This is a genomic window from Prevotella sp. AM23-5 (genome assembly GCF_003473645.1).
Classification (GTDB): Bacteria; Bacteroidota; Bacteroidia; order Bacteroidales; family Bacteroidaceae; genus Prevotella; species Prevotella copri_A.
This window is the reverse complement of sequence record NZ_QUCG01000013.1, coordinates 53,617-71,931: the sequence shown is the minus strand read 5'-3', so window position 1 is coordinate 71,931 and position 18,315 is coordinate 53,617. Positions and strand designations below refer to the sequence as shown.

12 protein-coding genes are annotated in these 18,315 nt (G+C 46.1%); 6 read left to right on the top strand and 6 right to left on the bottom strand.

The window, feature by feature from the left end; translation table 11 throughout:
• Window positions 1-785: 785 nt before the first annotated feature.
• The 5 genes from DW657_RS05220 to DW657_RS05200 all read right to left on the bottom strand — a co-directional run bounded on the left by DW657_RS05220 (window position 786) and on the right by DW657_RS05200 (window position 7,988).
• Window positions 786-1,301 carry a lipid-binding protein gene (locus DW657_RS05220; RefSeq protein WP_117661256.1) on the bottom strand — a complete coding sequence of 172 codons (516 nt, stop codon included), beginning with the start codon at window positions 1,299-1,301 and terminating at the stop codon, window positions 786-788.
• Between the two features lie 32 nt (window positions 1,302-1,333).
• Entirely contained in the window at window positions 1,334-2,050 is a 717-nt protein-coding gene (locus tag DW657_RS05215) for a BT_2262 family domain-containing protein (RefSeq protein ID WP_118311666.1), read from the bottom strand.
• Between the two features lie 43 nt (window positions 2,051-2,093).
• Window positions 2,094-3,587, bottom strand: a complete 1,494-nt coding sequence (locus tag DW657_RS05210) for a SusD/RagB family nutrient-binding outer membrane lipoprotein (protein WP_117661258.1) — start codon at window positions 3,585-3,587, stop codon at window positions 2,094-2,096.
• A 13-nt stretch (window positions 3,588-3,600) separates the two neighbouring features.
• Complete coding sequence (locus DW657_RS05205) at window positions 3,601-6,807, bottom strand: SusC/RagA family TonB-linked outer membrane protein (RefSeq protein WP_118311665.1); 3,207 nt, start codon at window positions 6,805-6,807, stop codon at window positions 3,601-3,603.
• Window positions 6,808-7,187: 380 nt separating this feature from the next.
• Window positions 7,188-7,988: a Cof-type HAD-IIB family hydrolase gene (locus DW657_RS05200; RefSeq protein ID WP_118311664.1), complete on the bottom strand. Its 801-nt coding sequence runs from the start codon at window positions 7,986-7,988 to the stop codon at window positions 7,188-7,190.
• Window positions 7,989-8,276: 288 nt separating this feature from the next.
• On the opposite strand from DW657_RS05200, the gene DW657_RS05195 reads away from it, so the two are divergent.
• The 5 genes from DW657_RS05195 (at window position 8,277) to DW657_RS05175 (ending at window position 14,383) form a co-directional block, all read left to right on the top strand.
• Window positions 8,277-9,209, top strand: a complete 933-nt coding sequence (locus DW657_RS05195; RefSeq protein ID WP_089544667.1) for a FimB/Mfa2 family fimbrial subunit — start codon at window positions 8,277-8,279, stop codon at window positions 9,207-9,209.
• A 128-nt stretch (window positions 9,210-9,337) separates the two neighbouring features.
• Window positions 9,338-10,846, top strand: coding sequence for a TolC family protein (locus tag DW657_RS05190; RefSeq protein WP_199658308.1), 1,509 nt, complete (start codon window positions 9,338-9,340; stop codon window positions 10,844-10,846).
• A gap of 40 nt (window positions 10,847-10,886) precedes the next feature.
• Window positions 10,887-11,870 (top strand): HlyD family secretion protein, encoded by a 984-nt coding sequence (locus DW657_RS05185; protein ID WP_118311663.1) that lies wholly within the window; start codon window positions 10,887-10,889, stop codon window positions 11,868-11,870.
• Between the two features lie 14 nt (window positions 11,871-11,884).
• On the top strand, window positions 11,885-13,048 hold the full coding sequence (locus DW657_RS05180) for an ABC transporter permease (RefSeq protein WP_118311662.1): 1,164 nt from the start codon (window positions 11,885-11,887) through the stop codon (window positions 13,046-13,048).
• A 69-nt stretch (window positions 13,049-13,117) separates the two neighbouring features.
• Window positions 13,118-14,383 (top strand): ABC transporter permease, encoded by a 1,266-nt coding sequence (locus DW657_RS05175; RefSeq protein ID WP_118311661.1) that lies wholly within the window; start codon window positions 13,118-13,120, stop codon window positions 14,381-14,383.
• A gap of 353 nt (window positions 14,384-14,736) precedes the next feature.
• Here the strand turns inward: DW657_RS05175 and DW657_RS05170 are convergent, their stop codons facing one another.
• The gene (locus DW657_RS05170; protein ID WP_117661265.1) at window positions 14,737-15,837 is read right to left on the bottom strand and encodes an Mrp/NBP35 family ATP-binding protein; all 1,101 of its coding nucleotides are present in this window, start codon (window positions 15,835-15,837) and stop codon (window positions 14,737-14,739) included.
• Window positions 15,838-16,015: 178 nt separating this feature from the next.
• Between DW657_RS05170 and DW657_RS05165 the strand changes: the two genes are divergently transcribed.
• A complete protein-coding gene (locus tag DW657_RS05165; protein WP_118311660.1) occupies window positions 16,016-18,142 on the top strand; it encodes a glycosyl hydrolase 115 family protein in 2,127 nt (708 codons plus the stop codon).
• Window positions 18,143-18,315: the final 173 nt, after the last annotated feature.

Below are 18,315 nucleotides of genomic sequence, written 5' to 3'. Positions count from 1 at the left end.
GATCATAAATCTCCTTTCACGGAATGTGGATTATACTGAAAATAAGAGAGTTAAGTGTGAAAGGAAAAATCACTTAATTTTGAGATGGTAATTGATGGCTAAGCTTAAATATGGCGATGTGGATAGTGAATAATGAGCGTCTTGATAGTGAATAGTGGGTGTTTTGATAATGAATAGTGGGTGTCTTTGTTATGAATGTTGGGATGAAGCATAGTAACCAGAAGGATGAGGGATAGATATTGGCAGGGGAAAAGGGACGATTTATCGACTGGATGACTAGGCTCATCTATATGGATGACTCAAGTCATCTATATGGCTGACTCCCGTCATCTATATGGATGACACGGGTCATCCGATACAAAGAAGTCTTTTCTATTCCTTTTGTGATAGTTGCTTTCTCCTTTAGACTAAGTTGTCTTCTCCTTTAGACTAAGTTGCCTTCTCCTTATATTAATAGTTCTTTCTGCTGATTATTATTGTTGCTTCAGAGAATACTCCTTTCACACTTAAATGACTGATTATAAGTATTCTATAACAATTGTGAAAGGAGAATGAAATTATATTTGCTGTTTTTGAGAAGCTATTTCTGAAGGTGACTTTATGTTGAAACGATACGTCGGGAGATAGAATTAGACAACATACATGCTATAGTCAAACAAAAAAAGGGGACCGGCCACTGCCAGTCCCCAAGACGAGAGAGATATAAGTGTTGACTTGGTCAACAACGAGGCAAATCACTTTGCCTAATATTATATCCATTTATTATTTTAATAGAGTTTAATCTATTATTCATAGAAGCCAGAATGTCTAACTCCCGAGATGCGATAAGTCAAAGCATTATCATCATCGCTGAACTTAACCTTGTAGCAGATGCTATCACAAGGAAGTCCATGAAGGTTCTTTCCCTGATTCAATAACACCTGACCTTCGAGCAACTCAACATTGCCTGCCTCAGCATTTGAAGGATTATAGCTAGAACCAGCAGCTGCAGAGAAAGTTTTGGCAGCATAATCTACATTCACTTTCATCTGAACACCCCAGAAGCCAGCATCCTGCAACCACATTTCCTTATCGCTATTGGCAGCAGTATTGTAGGTATTCACAGTAATGGTACCCAATCCATACGGATCTTCATACAAAACATTACCATTTTCATCAACAGCATCAACCTGTACTTCCCAAATACCAGCCATCTGCTCAACGGCAGTTCCACCAGCCGACTCATCAGTCTCAGTATCACAAGACACAAGAGCGAAGCAGCCCAGCAAGGCGAACATAAACATTGAAATATATTTCTTCATAATCTTATTCCTTTAAAATCTTAATTGTTTTATTACTTCAATGAGATGGTAAAGTCCATTGTTTTGGCATAATTCACTACGTAAGAGATTTCTCCTGTAGCAGGATCATACTTTCCATCCTTAAAGCCAGTAGCAGAATCGCCCCAACCTTCCACAGAACTAGAAAGCAAGACCAGAGAATTATCAGCCAACAACTGGAAGTAACCTGTCATTGCGTAACTTGAACCATAACCTGCTTTCTGGTCATAGTAACCACCCATCATATCACTTACATAGAAGATGCCAGGTGCAGCCTTAGTAACCTTCACGGTATAACCCGAGAAAGCTGTAGTAGCTACAGAGCCATCATCTTTGTGAGAATCACGATGAGAACCAGCCTGAAGAGTATAGGAACCCGACATATCTGTTGTAATGGTTGGATCACAGACGGCTACAGTACGAGTAGTAGATACAGAGAAGCCATCAGCATTTGTTGCAGAATAAGTAATGTAATACAAACCTGCCTTAGAAGCATCTACAGTACCAGATGTTACAACCTTAGAAGAATAATCTTCTCCATTCAATGTAGCTTTACATCCCTGCTCACTATAAGCTGTACCGATAGGCACCTGAACAAAGTCATCCCCCTGGATTTCCAAAACCGGATAATATGTAATCCTTGAATCAGTAAACTCCTCATCGTCGCTGCAAGAAGTAAATCCAACAGCTGTCATGCTGAGCATCAAGGCCAAAAACAATATCTTTTTCATATCTTTTATCTTTATATAATGAATGAATAAAAGTACCTATTGATTACTTTACGTCCCAGAATACAGGATCTGCCAAAGTCTTAACGGCAGGAGTATTCTTGTTCAACTGACGTGCAGATGAAGGATAAGGCATACGCTTGCACAAGCCGTTATTACCATAGTAATTAACAGCAGGCACAATCAGATTACCAGCAGTATAGCTTGTAGGATCCTTGTGAACCTTCTCAGCAGAAGCAGAAGACACGGCAGGAACATCAGTACGACGCTGCTCAGACCAAGCCTCAAAGTGATTACGATAGAACAAAGCAACCCACTTCTGCATATAGATCAGCTTCAACTTATCTTCCTTGGTAGCCTGCTTATCAAAGTTTACCTTATCACCCGCAATGAAATCAGAGTAGCCTGCAACCTGACGAGACAAGAAGTCATTCTCAACAGCAGCCTCATAATCAGCCTTGGCAGCAGCCTCATCATTGTTGAATCGCAACTCAACTTCAGCCTTCAGGAACTCAACCTCGCTAAGAGTAAAGAGATAAACCGGCATAGCTTTGGCAACCTCGGTATTAACGAGACTTACATCCTTATCCATCAACTTAGTACCATCCCATTCCAAATACTTAGTCTTTGCACCAGGAATCTCACCAACATACTTTCCACTTGCAGCAGCCTTGTTCAAAGCATAGGCCTCACGAGGGTCGTTGGTAGAATTGAAGTAGGTTACCAATGGATATGCAGCACAGAAATTGTTTGCATTCAAAGAGAAGATATTACTATACCAAGGATTATACTGTCCCTCTGCATTGCTATATACATTAAATACTACATCAGAAACCGGGAGGATACCATTAGCCACGATAGCCTTAGCCTTTGCAGTATAATTAGCAGCATCTACATTTGCATCAATCAGACGCATATACATACGAAGACGGAGGGCATTGGCAAAACGCTTCCAGCTATCCAGATTCTTGCTGAACATAGGATCGGTCATATCGATGTTGTCAGAAGCTGCAATAGCTGCCTCTGCTTCATCCATTGCCTTCAAAACATTCTCATAGACACTCTGACCATCATCCCAAACCGGATTAGGATTAGCACTACCCTGGCAGGCCTCTGTATAAGGAGCATCGCTACAAGCATCTACCATATACTGCATAGCCAAAGCAGTCATAACCTTGCATACATAAAGGTTGGCTGTATTGGTTGTCTTACTCTCAATATCCTTGATATCAGTCATCGCACCGGCATAGATGGTACGATAGCAACGGTCGAAGAGCTGAGAAGCCTCATCAAAGTGAAGCTCAGCAATGTCGTTATACTGGTTATACTCAGGACGCTGCTCAAAATACTGAGCAAAATAGCCACCATAGGTGAACATTGCATCACCAGGAACCGCAGCTATGGCATTCTGCACAGCAGGGAACTCCAATGAAGGTGTAATATCACCAGAAGCAGGATAGTTTGGATTCTCATTGATATCCATATCGCAGCTAGAAAGCGCCAAGAGGCAAGCTGCACTATATAATAATATTTTTTTCATAAATGATCCACCTTTAGAATTTAACAGAAACATTGAAACCCATCTTGCGTGAGCTTGGGTTAGCAGAATACTCACCGAAGTTACCAGACAAGTCGTTACCGAATGAGCTTGACTCTGGATCGATGAATGTATTGCTAGAAGGTGTCCAGAGGAAGAGGTTGTTACCGAAGACAGAAACCTTAACGCCTGTCAAGAAAGTCTTAGCCAACCAAGCCTTTGGCAAATCCCAAGAGAGAACTACAGAACGAAGCTTTACATAGCTCTTGTCAACCAAGAATTCTGCATCGTAGTTATCAGCACCATTGTTCCAATAGTTGTAGATATTGGTTGGTGTCAAAGCAGTAGTATTCTCTGTATAGATAGGAGCACCATTAGCATCTGTACCAGACTGAACCACAGAATTTGGAATAATCCATGGGTTACGATGGTTGTATGCAGTCTGGATAGCATTACCGGTGAAGTATGTAATATTCTTGGTACGAGAGAACATCACACCACCCTTACGGATATCAAAGTCGAATGACAAACTGACACCCTTATAAGACAAGGTATTAGAAATACCCATCTGATACTTACTATTCATGCTACCTACAATTTCCTGCTTATCAGTCTTCTGAGGAAGACCATTTGCATCTACGATCAAACGTCCCTGGTCATCACGCTTAGAAGTATAAGCCTTGAACACACCGAGTTCCTCACCTACGATAGCATAGAGAGAAGTACCGCCAGAGAAACCATAGATAACAGATTCACCGCCGAGTTCCTCAGGCAAAGAGATTACCTTACTCTTGTTCTTGGTGAAGTTCCAAGAGAGATCCCATTTGAAATCCTTGGTCTTAATAGGAGTTACGCTTACCAAAGCCTCGATACCACGGTTGCGAATCTTACCAAGGTTCATGTTCTGATATGTGTAACCAGAAGCTGGATCCATATTCAAAGAGAAGATCTGCTTGTCTGAGTTTCTGTCGTAATACGAAACATCAAATGAAATACGGTTCTGCAAGAATGCCATGTTCAAACCAAACTCAAACTCTGTAGTCATCTCAGGGCTCAAAGTATTACTACCCAGAGTATTGCCCTTGGTATAAGCATTGTAGTTACCATTGGTGAATGGGAATTTACTAGAACCCCAGCCTGAAGTATTAGCTGAAGCCTGAGCATAGACAGAGTTTGTCATATATACGCTGGCATCATTACCAGTCTTACCCCAAGCAGCACGGAACTTACCGAAAGTCACGATCTTCTGAGCCTCAGGAGACAGGAACTTAGAGAACACGAAGCTACCTGTTACACCAGGATAGAAGAATGAGCGGTTACCCTTTGGAAGAGTAGAAGACCAGTCGTTACGGGCGGTCATTGTCAAATAAGCCCAATCGTCCCATCCGAGTTCGACCTGACCATATGCACCCATCAAGCGACGAAGTGACTGATACTGATCAAGAGTTGGTTTCTCAGAAGAGTTTGTCAAGTTGAAATAAGTAGGTATAGTCAAATTAGTAACTGCACCATACAAGTATGTGTATTTACGCTCATTACCATTGAAACCGAGAGCTGCGTTTACATCCAACTTATCGATGAACTTATGGGTGTAATTGAACATTGCATTGAAGTCCATCTCGCGGCGACGCTCAGTCTGCTCAGTTACAGAACCTGTCAATGACTTCAATGCATCCGCCCAGTTTGGAGTGTTTGCATAAAGAGCAGACATGTTTGGTTCACCGGTGTTATGATCACCAGTAGTTGTATCAAGACCGAAACGGGTAGAGAACTTCAAATCGGTGAAGATATCCCAGTCAAGCTGCAACTTACCATAGAAACGCTCTGACTCATACTCATTCTTGTAGTTATTCAAGATATAGTATGGGTTGGTTACACCGTAAGGAGTATAGTAATAACCTGGCGTATTGAATGGATCATTCAGGTCCTTCATCTCTACGATACTGATATCGCGAGGAGTCTGCATGATGGCATTATACATAGAACCCGTCTTCTGACCAGTAGTCACGAAGTTGTTCTTCTGATAAGCATAGTTGGCAGACATGCTCAATGTTACATTCTTGATCTTGTGAGAAGCTCGACCAGAGAATGTATATTTGTTGTAACTATCCGCATCAGTAGGGATAATACCATCATCATGAATCTGAGAAAGACTCAAGAAGAAGTTACTAGCATCAGTTGCACCATTGAAAGACACACTGTTGCTGTAGCGAAGACCCGTGTCAAAGAAGTCCTTGACATTGTTCTTTATAGGAAGATAGCTCTTCAGTTTCTGAGAGTTATCATAAACATTACCATATTTCAAGGTTGAGCCATCGAAAGCTGGTCCCCAAGAACCATTCTCGATATCAGTCTTGTCACCATACCATCCCATACCGAACTCATTCTGGAGCTGAGGCAAGCGAAGCACAGACTCAAACTGCAAACCACCATTATACTCTACACCAATACCCTTGTTCTGCTTCTTACCACTCTTGGTAGTAATCAACACAACACCATTGGCAGCACGGCTACCATAAAGTGCTGTTGCGGCAGCACCCTTCAGGATGGTCATGCTGGCAACATCGTCAGGGTTTACGGCATTGGCACCGTTACCAAAGTCATAACCATTGTCCAAGCTATTACTGCTTACCAAGTTATTACTGCTGGAAACAGTAGAGTTATTCAATGGCACACCATCAACAACATACAAAGGCTGGTTGTTACCCGACAATGAGCTGACACCACGGATGATGACAGAATTAGAAGAACCTGGGTCAGAAGATGTAGAAGAAATCTGCACACCAGCTACCTTACCTGCAAGACTAGACATAACGTCGTTGGTACGAGACTCAGAGATTTTCTCACCGCCCACAACAGCAGCAGAATATCCCAAAGCCTTACTAGAACGGGAAATACCCATCGCAGTAACAACAACCTCATCAAGGTTTCTTGAGTCAGCAACCAGCATAATCTTCATCTTAGCAGAAGCTTTTACTTTCTTTGGCTCCATACCAAGATAAGTAACTTCGAGAACAGCATCCTTACTTGCATTAGGCAGAGTAAAGTTACCATCCACATCTGTCACTGTACCAGTCTTTGTTCCTGCGATTTTAACAGATGCGCCAATCACTGGCTCACCGTCTTCCTGAGAAACAACCTTACCTGTAACAGTAGTCTGTGCGAGAGCCATTCCTGTTGAAAGAACAAGCCCCCCCATTAACATGGTTAGTCTTTTTGTCATAATTTCTCTCTCTTAAATTAAACAACTTACAAATATCGAGTGCAAAGATACACACTTTTTATAAAATAAACAAATTTTTAGCTAACAAAATGCAATCTAAAACGAAATTTCTTCTACTTTTTGCATTTTTTCTGCATATTTCTCTACTTTTCGACAGTTTTCAGCCACTTTTAACCAACAAAAAGACATATTTCTAAAGAAAGTGCCAAGCAAACATACAGTTTTCAAAACAAAAGATAAGCGTGATGTTTCCAAACAAAACACCACGCTTATCTTATATTCTACAACAAAATGAAAGACACCCATCCGCTTCCATTTTGAATACGGAATCAAAAATCCAATCTATTTTATATAAATCCCTATCTAATTTATACAAATCTTCATCTATTTTGAATAACACCATACTTGATGAGGGCATTCTTCACTCCATCTTCATCCACATGAGTCGTAATGTAATCGGCAACCTGCTTCAATTCTTCACCTGCATTTCCCATTGCTACACCTACACCTGCCTTCTTGATGATAGAGATGTCGTTGCCGCCATCGCCGAACGCCATGGTTTCTTCAATGTTCAAGCCCAGATAATCAGCCATTGCCTGGAGTCCCTTTCCCTTGTCGGCTCCACGCGCCGTGATGTCGGTAAAGGCAGGATGCCATCTGCCGGAAGTGCAGTTTTCGAGCGTAGGCATCAGGAGCGCTTCCTGCTCTACGGTGCAGAAAGGTGTGACCTGCAAGATGGCTTCATCGCCCAAACGATTGAGATCGGTAACAAAAACGCTGCTATCCACTCCCAATCCCTTGCAGAAGATTTCATAAACCTCGTCGGTATAATGATGAATAGCAAAACGGCTCTCGCTTACCACGATGGCAGGATAGTTGTCTCTGTCAGCAGCCTCGATGATTTTCTTCACATCAGAAGGAAGGATGGCGTGCTGGCTCACCAATGTATCCTCCACAAAGCAGCGGGCACCATTGGCTGTGATGTAACCATCGATGAGATGCTCTATCTGACCGAGGTTATTGATGATCTGCTTGGGGCGTCCCGTAGAAATATACACCTCTACCCCATTCTTCTTAGCCTGTTCCAAAGCATCCACAGTACTCTGCGGAATCCTGTGGGACTTGAAACTCACCAACGTGCCGTCGATGTCGAAAAACAATGCTTTTATCTTCTTATCCATAAATATATCTTGTTCCTTATTATTTAAACCCAAATCCTTATCATGTAAATACCATGCCGTATTTATCCATTTCTCACGCGCGTTCCTTATTATATATAGATACAAACGATTCTTCTCGCTGAAAAAACGAGTGCAAATATACGAAAAAACAGATAATTAGCCAAGAAAATGCAGTTTTTTTATAATATCCTTGCCATTTTCGCTGAAAAAGCGTATATTTGCTGCAACTTTCATGCGCAAGAAAACGTCTTGCACCACGCATAGAAAGCAAACTAAAAACTTAGTGATATGAAGAAGAAGACCTATGTCTGGCTGGCATCCCTCTTGCTGATGCTGGTAGCTACGCTTACTTCATGCGAAAAGTTTGCACTCGATGATTCGGGTACCAATTCACATGACGCAAACGCCAACGTAATCATCCATGCGTCCGTGGCAAAAAACAATTCTACGGGAACAAGAAGCGGAGAAGAAGATGAGGAAATAGAGGGAAAGCCTCTAGAAGATTACTGCTCCCGACTCTCCATCGCCATTTTTGATGGAGAGGAAAAGGTGAAGACCCTGAATCTGAAAGCAGAAGATGGCTACGATGATATCGGGTTTAATCTGGATGCGGGAAAATACCGAATGGTTGCCATCGGCCATAACGGAAGCGGAAACTGTACGATTAGTTCTCCTGAGAAAGTGAAATTCTACAAGAACAAGATGACCGATACCTTCTTCTATTACGGCACTTTCAATGTGATAGATGGAGAGGATACGGATGATTACATTCTGTTGAATAGAGCCGTGGCACAGTTTAAGGTCCATATTACCGACGCCACTATCCCCGCCGAGGCGCACAGCATCAAGTTTTACTATACCGGAGGCAGCAGCACCCTTGACGCCGTAACGGGTTATGGATGCGTACAGAGCCGCCAGACCGAAAGCTTCAAGCTTCAGGAAGGGAAAAGAGATTATTCGGTCTATACCTTCCCACGCGAAGAGAACAAGGGCTTGAAAATGACCATCAACATCCTGGATGCAGATGCCCAGAGTATCAAGGAATATTCCAAGGAAGTCGTCCCGGTGAAACGCAACAACATCACCCAGACCAATATCAGCATCAAAGACCATACTATCTCCGACCCCGACCAGAAAGAAGATGGTGATTCCGGAAAAGGCAACCTGGGATTCACCGTAAATCCCGACTGGGAAGGAGAAATCGTTGTTGAATTTGAATAGAAGAATGTTCCATTTTTCCATAATGTAAGGTAATTTTCGATTCTTAAAGATTTGATAATAAAAAATCCTTTGTGGTTTGCGAATATTTCCATAAATTTGCACCGATATTATAATATTATAGTAAAGGAATGAAAAAAATATTAACTCTTATCATGCTGATGGGAGCAATGACTGCAGCCGAGGCTCAAACGATGGTTCTGAACCTCGACAGTTGTCGTGCGATGGCGCTACGCAACAACAAGCAGATCAATGCCTCTAAGCTCAAGAAGGACGTGGCGACCAACCTGAAGAAATCGGCGCGCACGAAATATTTGCCAAAGGTAGATGCCATGGGCGGATATGAATGGTTCAGCAAAGAGATCTCTTTGCTCAATGATGGTCAGAAGTCAGCATTCAGCAATTTGGGTTCCAACATCGTAGGTGGAATCACCGACAATGCCAACGACGTGATGGCCGATCTGGTAAGCAAGGGAATGCTCACCCCTGAACAGGCACAGAAAATCGGAGGATTGCTCAACGAGAAAGGAAGCGTTATCCAACAGCAGGGCAATGCCATCGGACAGAGCGTGGTAGATGCTTTCCGCACCGACACCCGCAACATGTGGGCAGGTAGCGTGATGCTCCGACAGCCTATCTATATGGGAGGCGCCATCCTGGCAGCCAACAAGATTGCAGACATCGGTGAGCAGATAGCCGACAATGATCTCGACATGCAGACCCAGAAGACCCTCTACAGCATAGACCAGGCTTACTGGCTTGCCGTTTCGCTGAAGCAGAAGTACAAGCTCGCCACCAGCTACCGAGACCTGGTGAAAAAGCTCAACGACGATGTTCACAAGATGATTCAGCAGGGCGTAGCCACCAAGGCAGATGGCCTGAAGGTAGATGTAAAAGTGAACGAGGCGGAGATGAAGATTACACAGGCTGAAGACGGTCTGGTGCTCTCCAAGATGCTTCTCTGTCAGCTTTGCGGCATTCCGATGAACCAGGAAGTGACTCTTGCCGATGAAGACAAGGAGACGCTGGCTCTTTCGGGAACTCCTGTGGATACAGAGCAGCAGCGAGTAGCAGCTTCTGATTCTGCGATGAATACCCGTCCGGAATTGCGCATGCTCCAGAATACGGTCGATATTTCCAAGCAAGCCACCAATCTGGTTCGCGCCGTCTATCTGCCTCATGTAGCATTGACTGGCGGTTACACCATTTCGAATCCAAATGTGTTCAATGGTTTCCAGAAGAAGTTTACCGGTGTATGGAACATTGGAGTCATCGTGCAGGTTCCGGTATGGAACTGGTTTGACGGTGCCTATAAGGTGCGTGCATCCAAGGCTGCCACCAACATTGCCCAGATGAACCTCGACGATACCCGTGAGAAGATCCATCTCCAGATTACCCAGAGCCAGTTCAAGGTGAAGGAAGCAGAGAAGAAGCTCAACATGGCCATCAAGAACATTGACAGCGCCAACGAGAACCTGAGATGCGCCAACCTCGGATTCAAGGAAGGAGTGATGGAGGTAACTGATGTGATGGCAGCTCAGACTGCCTGGCAGCAGGCACAGAGCCAGAAGATCGATGCGGAAATCGACGTGAAGCTTACCCAGGTAGGGCTTAACAAGGCGCTCGGTATTCTGCAGTAACAATAGAAACATTTTTCAAAATTCAAATTCAGATAAAAACATGTCTAAGAAATCACAGCATAACAATATACTGCTTGCCGTTATCGGTTTTACGGCAGTTGTCATACTCGTGGGAATCATTGGCTTCTTCACGCTTGAGCAGAAGGACGACACTATCCAGGGCGAGGTAGAAGTATCAGAATACAGAGTATCCTGCAAGTTGCCAGGCCGCATCGTAGAACTGAGAGTCAAGGAGGGCGACTACGTCCACGTGGGCGACACCCTCGCAATCCTCGAAGTTCCAGAGATGAAATCGCAGGAGCAGATGCTCCAGGCAACCAATGCCGCAGCCGAGGCCATGAAGGATCTTACCGATGCCGGTGCGCGCAAGGAGCAGATTCAGGGTGCCTTCCAGCTGGTTCAGCAGGCAGAAGCAGCTGCAACCATTGCCAAGAAGACTTACGACCGCATGCAGAACCTCTATAACGACGGCGTGATCAGCGGTCAGAAGCGCGACGAAGCATTTGCTGCCTACAAGGCTACAGAGGCTCAGGTGGCAGCAGCCAAGAGCCAGTACGAGATGGCGAAGAATGGTGCCCGCGAGCAGGAGAAGCGCATGGCAGCCAACAACACACAGGCTTCCAAAAGCGCAGTAGATGTAGTGAAGAATCTCTTGAAGGAGACCGTTCAGGTGGCCCAGTGCGAAGGCGAGGTCAGCAATGTCTATCCTAAGGTAGGCGAGCTGGTGGGGCTCGGTTCTCCTATCATGAGCATCTCTATCATGAGCGATATGTGGGGAACCTTCAATGTTCGCGAGGATCATCTCCAGGGATTGAACAAGGGCGATGAGTTCACAGCTTTCGTTCCTGCCTTCAACAAGGAAATCAAGATGAAGGTTTACTACCTGAAAGACCAGGGTTCCTATGCTACCTGGAAGGCAACCAAGGATAATGGCGACTACGACCGCAAGACTTTCGAGGTGAAGGCCCGTCCTATCACCAAGCTCGAGGGATTGCGCCCGGGAATGTCACTCATCATTAAATAACTTTGAGATTTTCAATGTTCAAGAAATTATATCATATTGCCCGTAGAGAGTGCGGCATCATGCGGAAGAATCCCATCTATCTCTTCTGCATGGTCATCTTTCCCATCGTGGTGGTGATCTTCTTCACTACCCTGATGCAGGGAGGTGTGCCTACCGACATGCCTGTGGGCATCGTTGACCAGGACAATTCTCATACCTCCCGCCAGCTGGTGCATAAGCTCGACGCTTTCCAGACCACCAAGGTGGTGGCTCACTATGAAAACATAGCCGAGGCAAGACATGCTATCCAGAAGAACGAAATCTATGCCTTCCTGGTGATTCCTAACGGAACGGAGGCAGGACTGATGGCTTCCCGACAGCCGAAGATTTCCTTCTACTACAGCAGCGTTTCGCTGGCAGCAGGCTTCCTACTCTTCCGCGATCTGAAGACCATTTCCACCCTGGGAGGCGCAGCAGCAGGCATGGCAAAGCTGTCGGCACTGGGAAAGACGAACGATGAAATCATGACCTTCCTGCAGCCTATCGCCGTGGATCTGCACATGATAGGCAACCCTTACGCCAACTACAACTATTATCTGTCGAGCGTAATGGTGCCGGGACTCATCATGCTGTTCATCTTCCTGATCACCCCTTATTCCATCGGTACGGAACTGAAGTTCAACAGAGCCAGAGACTGGATGCGAATGGCGAACAACAATCCTTATCTCGCCATTGCGGGTAAGATGTTGCCTCAGACGCTCATCTTCCTGAGCATCTTCCTGCTCTTCGAGTTCTACATCTATTATGTATTGGGGTTCCCGCATCCGGGAGGTGCAGCACCCATCATACTGCTGGGCATTCTGAGCGTATTGTCCTGCCAGTGCTTCGGTATCTTTGCCTTCGGACTGATGCCTTCCCTGCGCATGTCGATGAGTATCTGTTCGCTTTGGGGCGTGGTGAGTTTCTCCATCTGTGGAGCCACCTATCCACTCTTCTCCATGGATTCGCCAATCCAGGCCATCGGACAGCTCTTCCCTATGCGCCACTATTATATGATTTACCAGATGAACATCTTCAATGGTTTCCCGATGAGCGACGCTGTGCTCCACTGGGGCGCGATGGTACTCTTCTGTGCCCTGCCAATGCTCACCGTATGGAACATCAAGAAGGCAATGTTGATTTACAAGTATTTGCCGTAGAAATATGAAGAGTAAAGAACGCAACAGCTTTACTAATCATAAAGTTCAATGCTCAAAGTTCAAAGTTAAATGTTAAAAAGTAGTTTATTATATAAGATCATCAATGGAATCTGGGATATGTGCTACATCTGGAAGACGGAAATGCACAATGTTTTCCGCGATGAGGGTGTGCTCATCTTCTGCATTCTGGTACCGCTGGGCTATCCGCTGCTCTACTCGTGGATTTACAACAACGAGGTGGTGAGAGAGGTGGATACGGCGATTGTTGACCTGAGCCACAGCCATACTTCCCGCGAGTTTATCCGCGATTACGATGCTTCTCCGGATGTCAAGGCTACCTATTACTGCAACAGTCTCGACGAGGCAAAGCAGCTGGTGCAAAGGCAGGCGGTGCACGGAATCGTCTATATTCCTGCCGATTTCGACACCAAGCTGAATCGTGGCGAACAGGCGCATGTGGGCGTATATTGCGATATGAGTCTGATGCTGACCTATAAGGCGATTTTCCAGACCGCGCAGGGTGTGGCAAGCCAGATCAACTCGGGAATTCAGATTTCCAAGGGAGGAGGATTCACGGATCGGGATGATGAAATAACCGCCCATCCGCTGGAATTCGATGAAGTTCCGATATTCAATACCACCGGGGGATATGGTAATGCGATTCTTCCGGGTGTACTGGTACTCATTCTGCAGCAAACCATGCTGCTGGGCATCGGAATGGCAGCTGGAACATCGAGAGAGCTGAACAGAAACCGCGAACTGATACCGGTGAGCAAGCATTATGGCGGCATTTTCCGAATCGTATTCGGCAAGTCGATGGTTTATTTCATGGTTTACGCCGTGATGGGAATGTACCTGACGCTGGTTGTTCCGAAACTTTTCGGCTTCGTAAGTATGGTAACCTGGACCACCATTCTGGGTTTCCTTCTACCTTATATTCTGTCGTGCGTATTCTTCGGATTGATGCTATCATGCCTGGTAAGATACCGTGAGAACGTGATGCTTCTGGTGGTTTTCACCTCAGTTCCGTTGCTCTTCATGACGGGTATTTCGTGGCCACAGAGCAATATTCCAGCCTTCTGGCAGGGATTTGCGTGGGTATTCCCATCTACCTTCGGTATCAGAGGATTTCTGAGAATCAGCAGCATGGGAGCATCTCTTGCCGATATTCTGCCGGAGTTCAGAGCGCTCTGGATACAGACGGGCGTATATTTCCTCGCCACCTGCCTGGTTTTCAGACAGCAGTTGCGCTCAGCAAGACTCAAGGCGAATCTTACAGCCGAAGTTGCAGAAGAAGAGGATGAGGCAGAAGAGCTTCTGGAGGCTAAAAAATAAAGAGCTAGCCCCATACACCCTGATCAGGGCGTATGGGGCTTACTTGCGAAAAGCCAGTTATTTACTTGTGCGTACTGACAACCATCCCCCGCCAGGCGTCCCGGCGGATTTGAAATCCGCCGTAAAAAAGGTTCGACCTATAAACAACAGGGGATTTGTAATCCCCAAATAAAAGGAAAAGCATACTTCTTTGCTGCGGATTGCAAATCCGCAGAGACAAAATAGGTTAGGACATTTTTTAACGCCGGATTGCAAATCCGGCGGGACGCCTGGCGGACTTGTGTTCTTGAAAAACTAAAAAAGGGTGCGCCATAGACTTATGACACCCCCCTTACTTGCGAAAAGTCAGTTATTTACTTGTGTGTACTAACAATCTTGGTTGGAGCCTTCTCGGCATTTCTGCGGTTCACTACCGTTACGATACTCTGGGCGAGGCTCAGGAAAGCCTGACCGGTGATGGAATCAACCTTGGTAGCAGCAGGCGCACCATCATCACCACCCTCGCAGATGCTCTGAACGATAGGAATCTGGGCAAGCAATGGCACGTTCATCTCCTTGGCGAGATTCTTGCACCCCTCCTTACCGAAGATATAATACTTGTTCTCTGGCAACTCGGCAGGAGTAAAGTAAGCCATATTTTCGATAAGACCGAGGATAGGCACATTTACCTTGTCATTCTGATACATGTCAATACCCTTTCTCGCATCGGCAAGTGCCACCTGCTGAGGAGTACTTACGATTACCGCACCCGTGATGGCGAGTGTCTGGAGCAGGGTAAGATGAATGTCACTGGTGCCAGGAGGAGTATCGAGGATGAAGTAATCCAACTCACCCCAGTCAGCATCGGCAATCAGCTGCTTCAGGGCAGAGCAAGCCATACCGCCACGCCACAAGGTAGCCGTGGTAGGACTTACGAAGAAACCGATACTCAGGAGCTTCACGCCATATTTCTCTACTGGTTCGATGAGATCTCTGCCATCCTTGTGAACAGAATAAGGACGTTCCTCCTCTACGCCGAACATCTTAGGCATGGAAGGACCGAAAATATCGGTATCGAGCAAGCCCACCTTGTAACCCAACTTGGCAAGTGCGATGGCGAGATTGGCAGAAACCGTACTCTTGCCCACTCCACCCTTACCAGAGCTTACAGCGATGACGTTCTTCACCTGAGGAAGCATTTTTCCTACTTCAGGACGAGGAGCCGACTTGAACTCAGTAACGATCTCCACCTCTACCTCCTTGGAGATATGATAATGGATGGCAGCCTCAGCCGCCTTCACCGTACTCTTCAGGAAGGGATCGGTATCTCTAGGGAAGAGCAGAACCACCTTCACCTTCATACCATTGATGCTAGGCGTATCTGCCAGCATTTCACTCTCTATAAGGTTCTTCTTGGTACCGGGATAGATGACGGTAGCAAGAGCCTCTTCAATTAATTTTGGATATAATGTCATAATTATTGTTTTGTTTGGTGCAAAAGTAACAATAAATAATGTAATAAGCAAATAAAAACTAAATAATTTCAGTTATTAAACACTTTTATGTAACTTTGCAGATTGGAGAAGATGATGAAGCGACATCAAGAACTTCGGATTCCCCCTCCACCTTTAAGAACGACAAAACTGAATAAAAATGAATTATAAGAAAATCATAGTAGGTTTCGCCCTTTCTCTGGCTTGTCTTTCCGTGCAGCAGGCAGGCGCTGAAACCTTCAGCAAGAGTAAGAAGAAAGAGAATGTGACTGCAGCTACCAGCATCAACTGGGCGGATGCTTCGGGCAAGGTAAGCTACTCTATCAACGCCACCACTGCACCTGTGGTGAAGATTGCCCTCAGAATGTTTTCCAACGACATGAAGGCTGTAACCGGCAACGAGGCGAAGGAGAAAGCCGGTGCCAACATCCAGATTTACCAGCTCAACCAGCTCACCAACAAGGAGTTTTCTGCCGTAGAAAAGCTCGGCGCTCCTCTCCACAAGTTCATCACAGCCAAGGATGCTTTCTACATCGGAACCCGAAAGGGTAAGATCATCGTGATAGGAAGCGACGCCCGAGGCACTGCCTACGCCATCATGGAGCTCTCGCGCATGGCTGGCGTTTCGCCTATGGCAGGATGGAACGACCTGAAGCCGCAGCCACGTCAGAATCTCTCTACCCAAGTGGGAACGGAGAAGATAGAAATCCCGAGAATCGAATTCAGAGGTCTTGCCCTGAACGGAAGCAAGTGGATGAATCAGAAGAACTACAGTCAGCTGGCGCGCCTGATGCTGCGACTGAGAGCCAACACCCTCTGGCAGGTGGACGGCAAGCACGAGGCTGCCTACAACAAGGCGGTGGTGGATAGCTTCGACATCTGCATTGCCGAAAACTACAAGGTAACGGAAATCACCGGCAAGAAACACAAGAAGAAGCATAAGAAGACCCTGGAGAACGTGAAGATGATCTGCGCCGGCAACCAGATGCAGCTGGAGAATGTTTCCCCTGCCCTGGTGCTCGAAATGCTCAACAACAGAGATTACCTGGAAACCAAGTCGGAGCACCGGGAGAAATCCCATCGCTCGGAGATGCATCATGATGAAGACTGCGCATGGATTGCCAACGTAACCAATCCGAAGATGGTTTCGCTGCAGCTTGCCATGATTTCAGATCTCGCTTGGAATGGTGAGGCGCTGCAGGGAGGCATCAGCAGCTACCTGCAGAACTGGCTCAGCAGTCTCTTCGGCAACGTGGCAGCCAAGAAAATCAAGCCTCTGATGGAGGAATACTATCGCCTGACCAGTATCCGCCAGCCAGCCTTCATGGCAATGCCTTTCGGCGATACGGAGTTTCATTCGGGCGAATTCGGCAATGAGCTGGAGCGCTATCTCTACGCCTACGACCTGCTGAAGACCAAGACAGCCAATCTGGAAAGAACCCTTCCTGCCGATCAGCGAGACGGTTTCTTCGAAATCGTGAAATATCCTATCTTCTCTGCTGCCCTCATCGCCGAAAAGGAGCTGGAGGCACAGGAAGCCAGAGACATCGCCCGTCCGGGACTGTTCCCGAATGATGATGAAGCCAAGGCTTCGGCAGCCGTGAGCCTCAACGCCTTCAACACCCTGAAGCAGCTCAACGCCTACTATCTGAAGCTGGGCAAAGGCAAATGGAGCAGCATCATCGCTACAGATGGGGCAGAAATGCAGGCTCCGCAGTTGCCGGGCGCTCTACCTGCCAAGGATATCAAGCTTCTGATGCAGGATGCCTTCGACAGAAATCAGGATCTCCAGCCACTGGTGACATTCACCAAAAACATCACCGCCAAGAATGCATACGACTGGACGAATGCCTTCCAGGCACCTGCTGCCCAAAATGGAACAGCAGAGAAGATCCAGCTGAAACCGCTGCTGGGTCATAGCAACAACGCCGTGAAGCTGCCAAAGGGAGCCATCCTGAGATACAGATTCGTAAGCAGCAGCATAGGAGACGCGAGATTCACCCTCGCCACCATCCCGAGCTATCTGCCATACGAGAAGAATATGCGGGTAAGCGTGAGCATCGACGGTGCAGAACCGGTAATCTGCCAGATGAAGGAGGATTACAACTCCAAGGAATGGAAGATGAATCATTGGCGCGGACAGGCGCTCAAGAGCTTCTACGTAACCCTGCTCGACGGCTATCATACTGTAGAAATCAAGGCGCTGGATGACAATATCATCGTTGACCAGTGGGTGCTTGATTTTGATGTAGATAGAGAATACTACGTATTCCCGGTTACGAGATAAAGGGAAATACGACTAAAAAGAGGCTTAATAGATGGCAAGCTGGAGGCTTAATAGATGACCGATCCTTGCCATCTATGAAGCCCGGAAAGTGTTAAAGAAGCATATAAAAAAAGCACTCCAAGAAGCGAAAACTCCTCAAAGTGCTCTGAACTTAATATTATCTCTTATTGGTT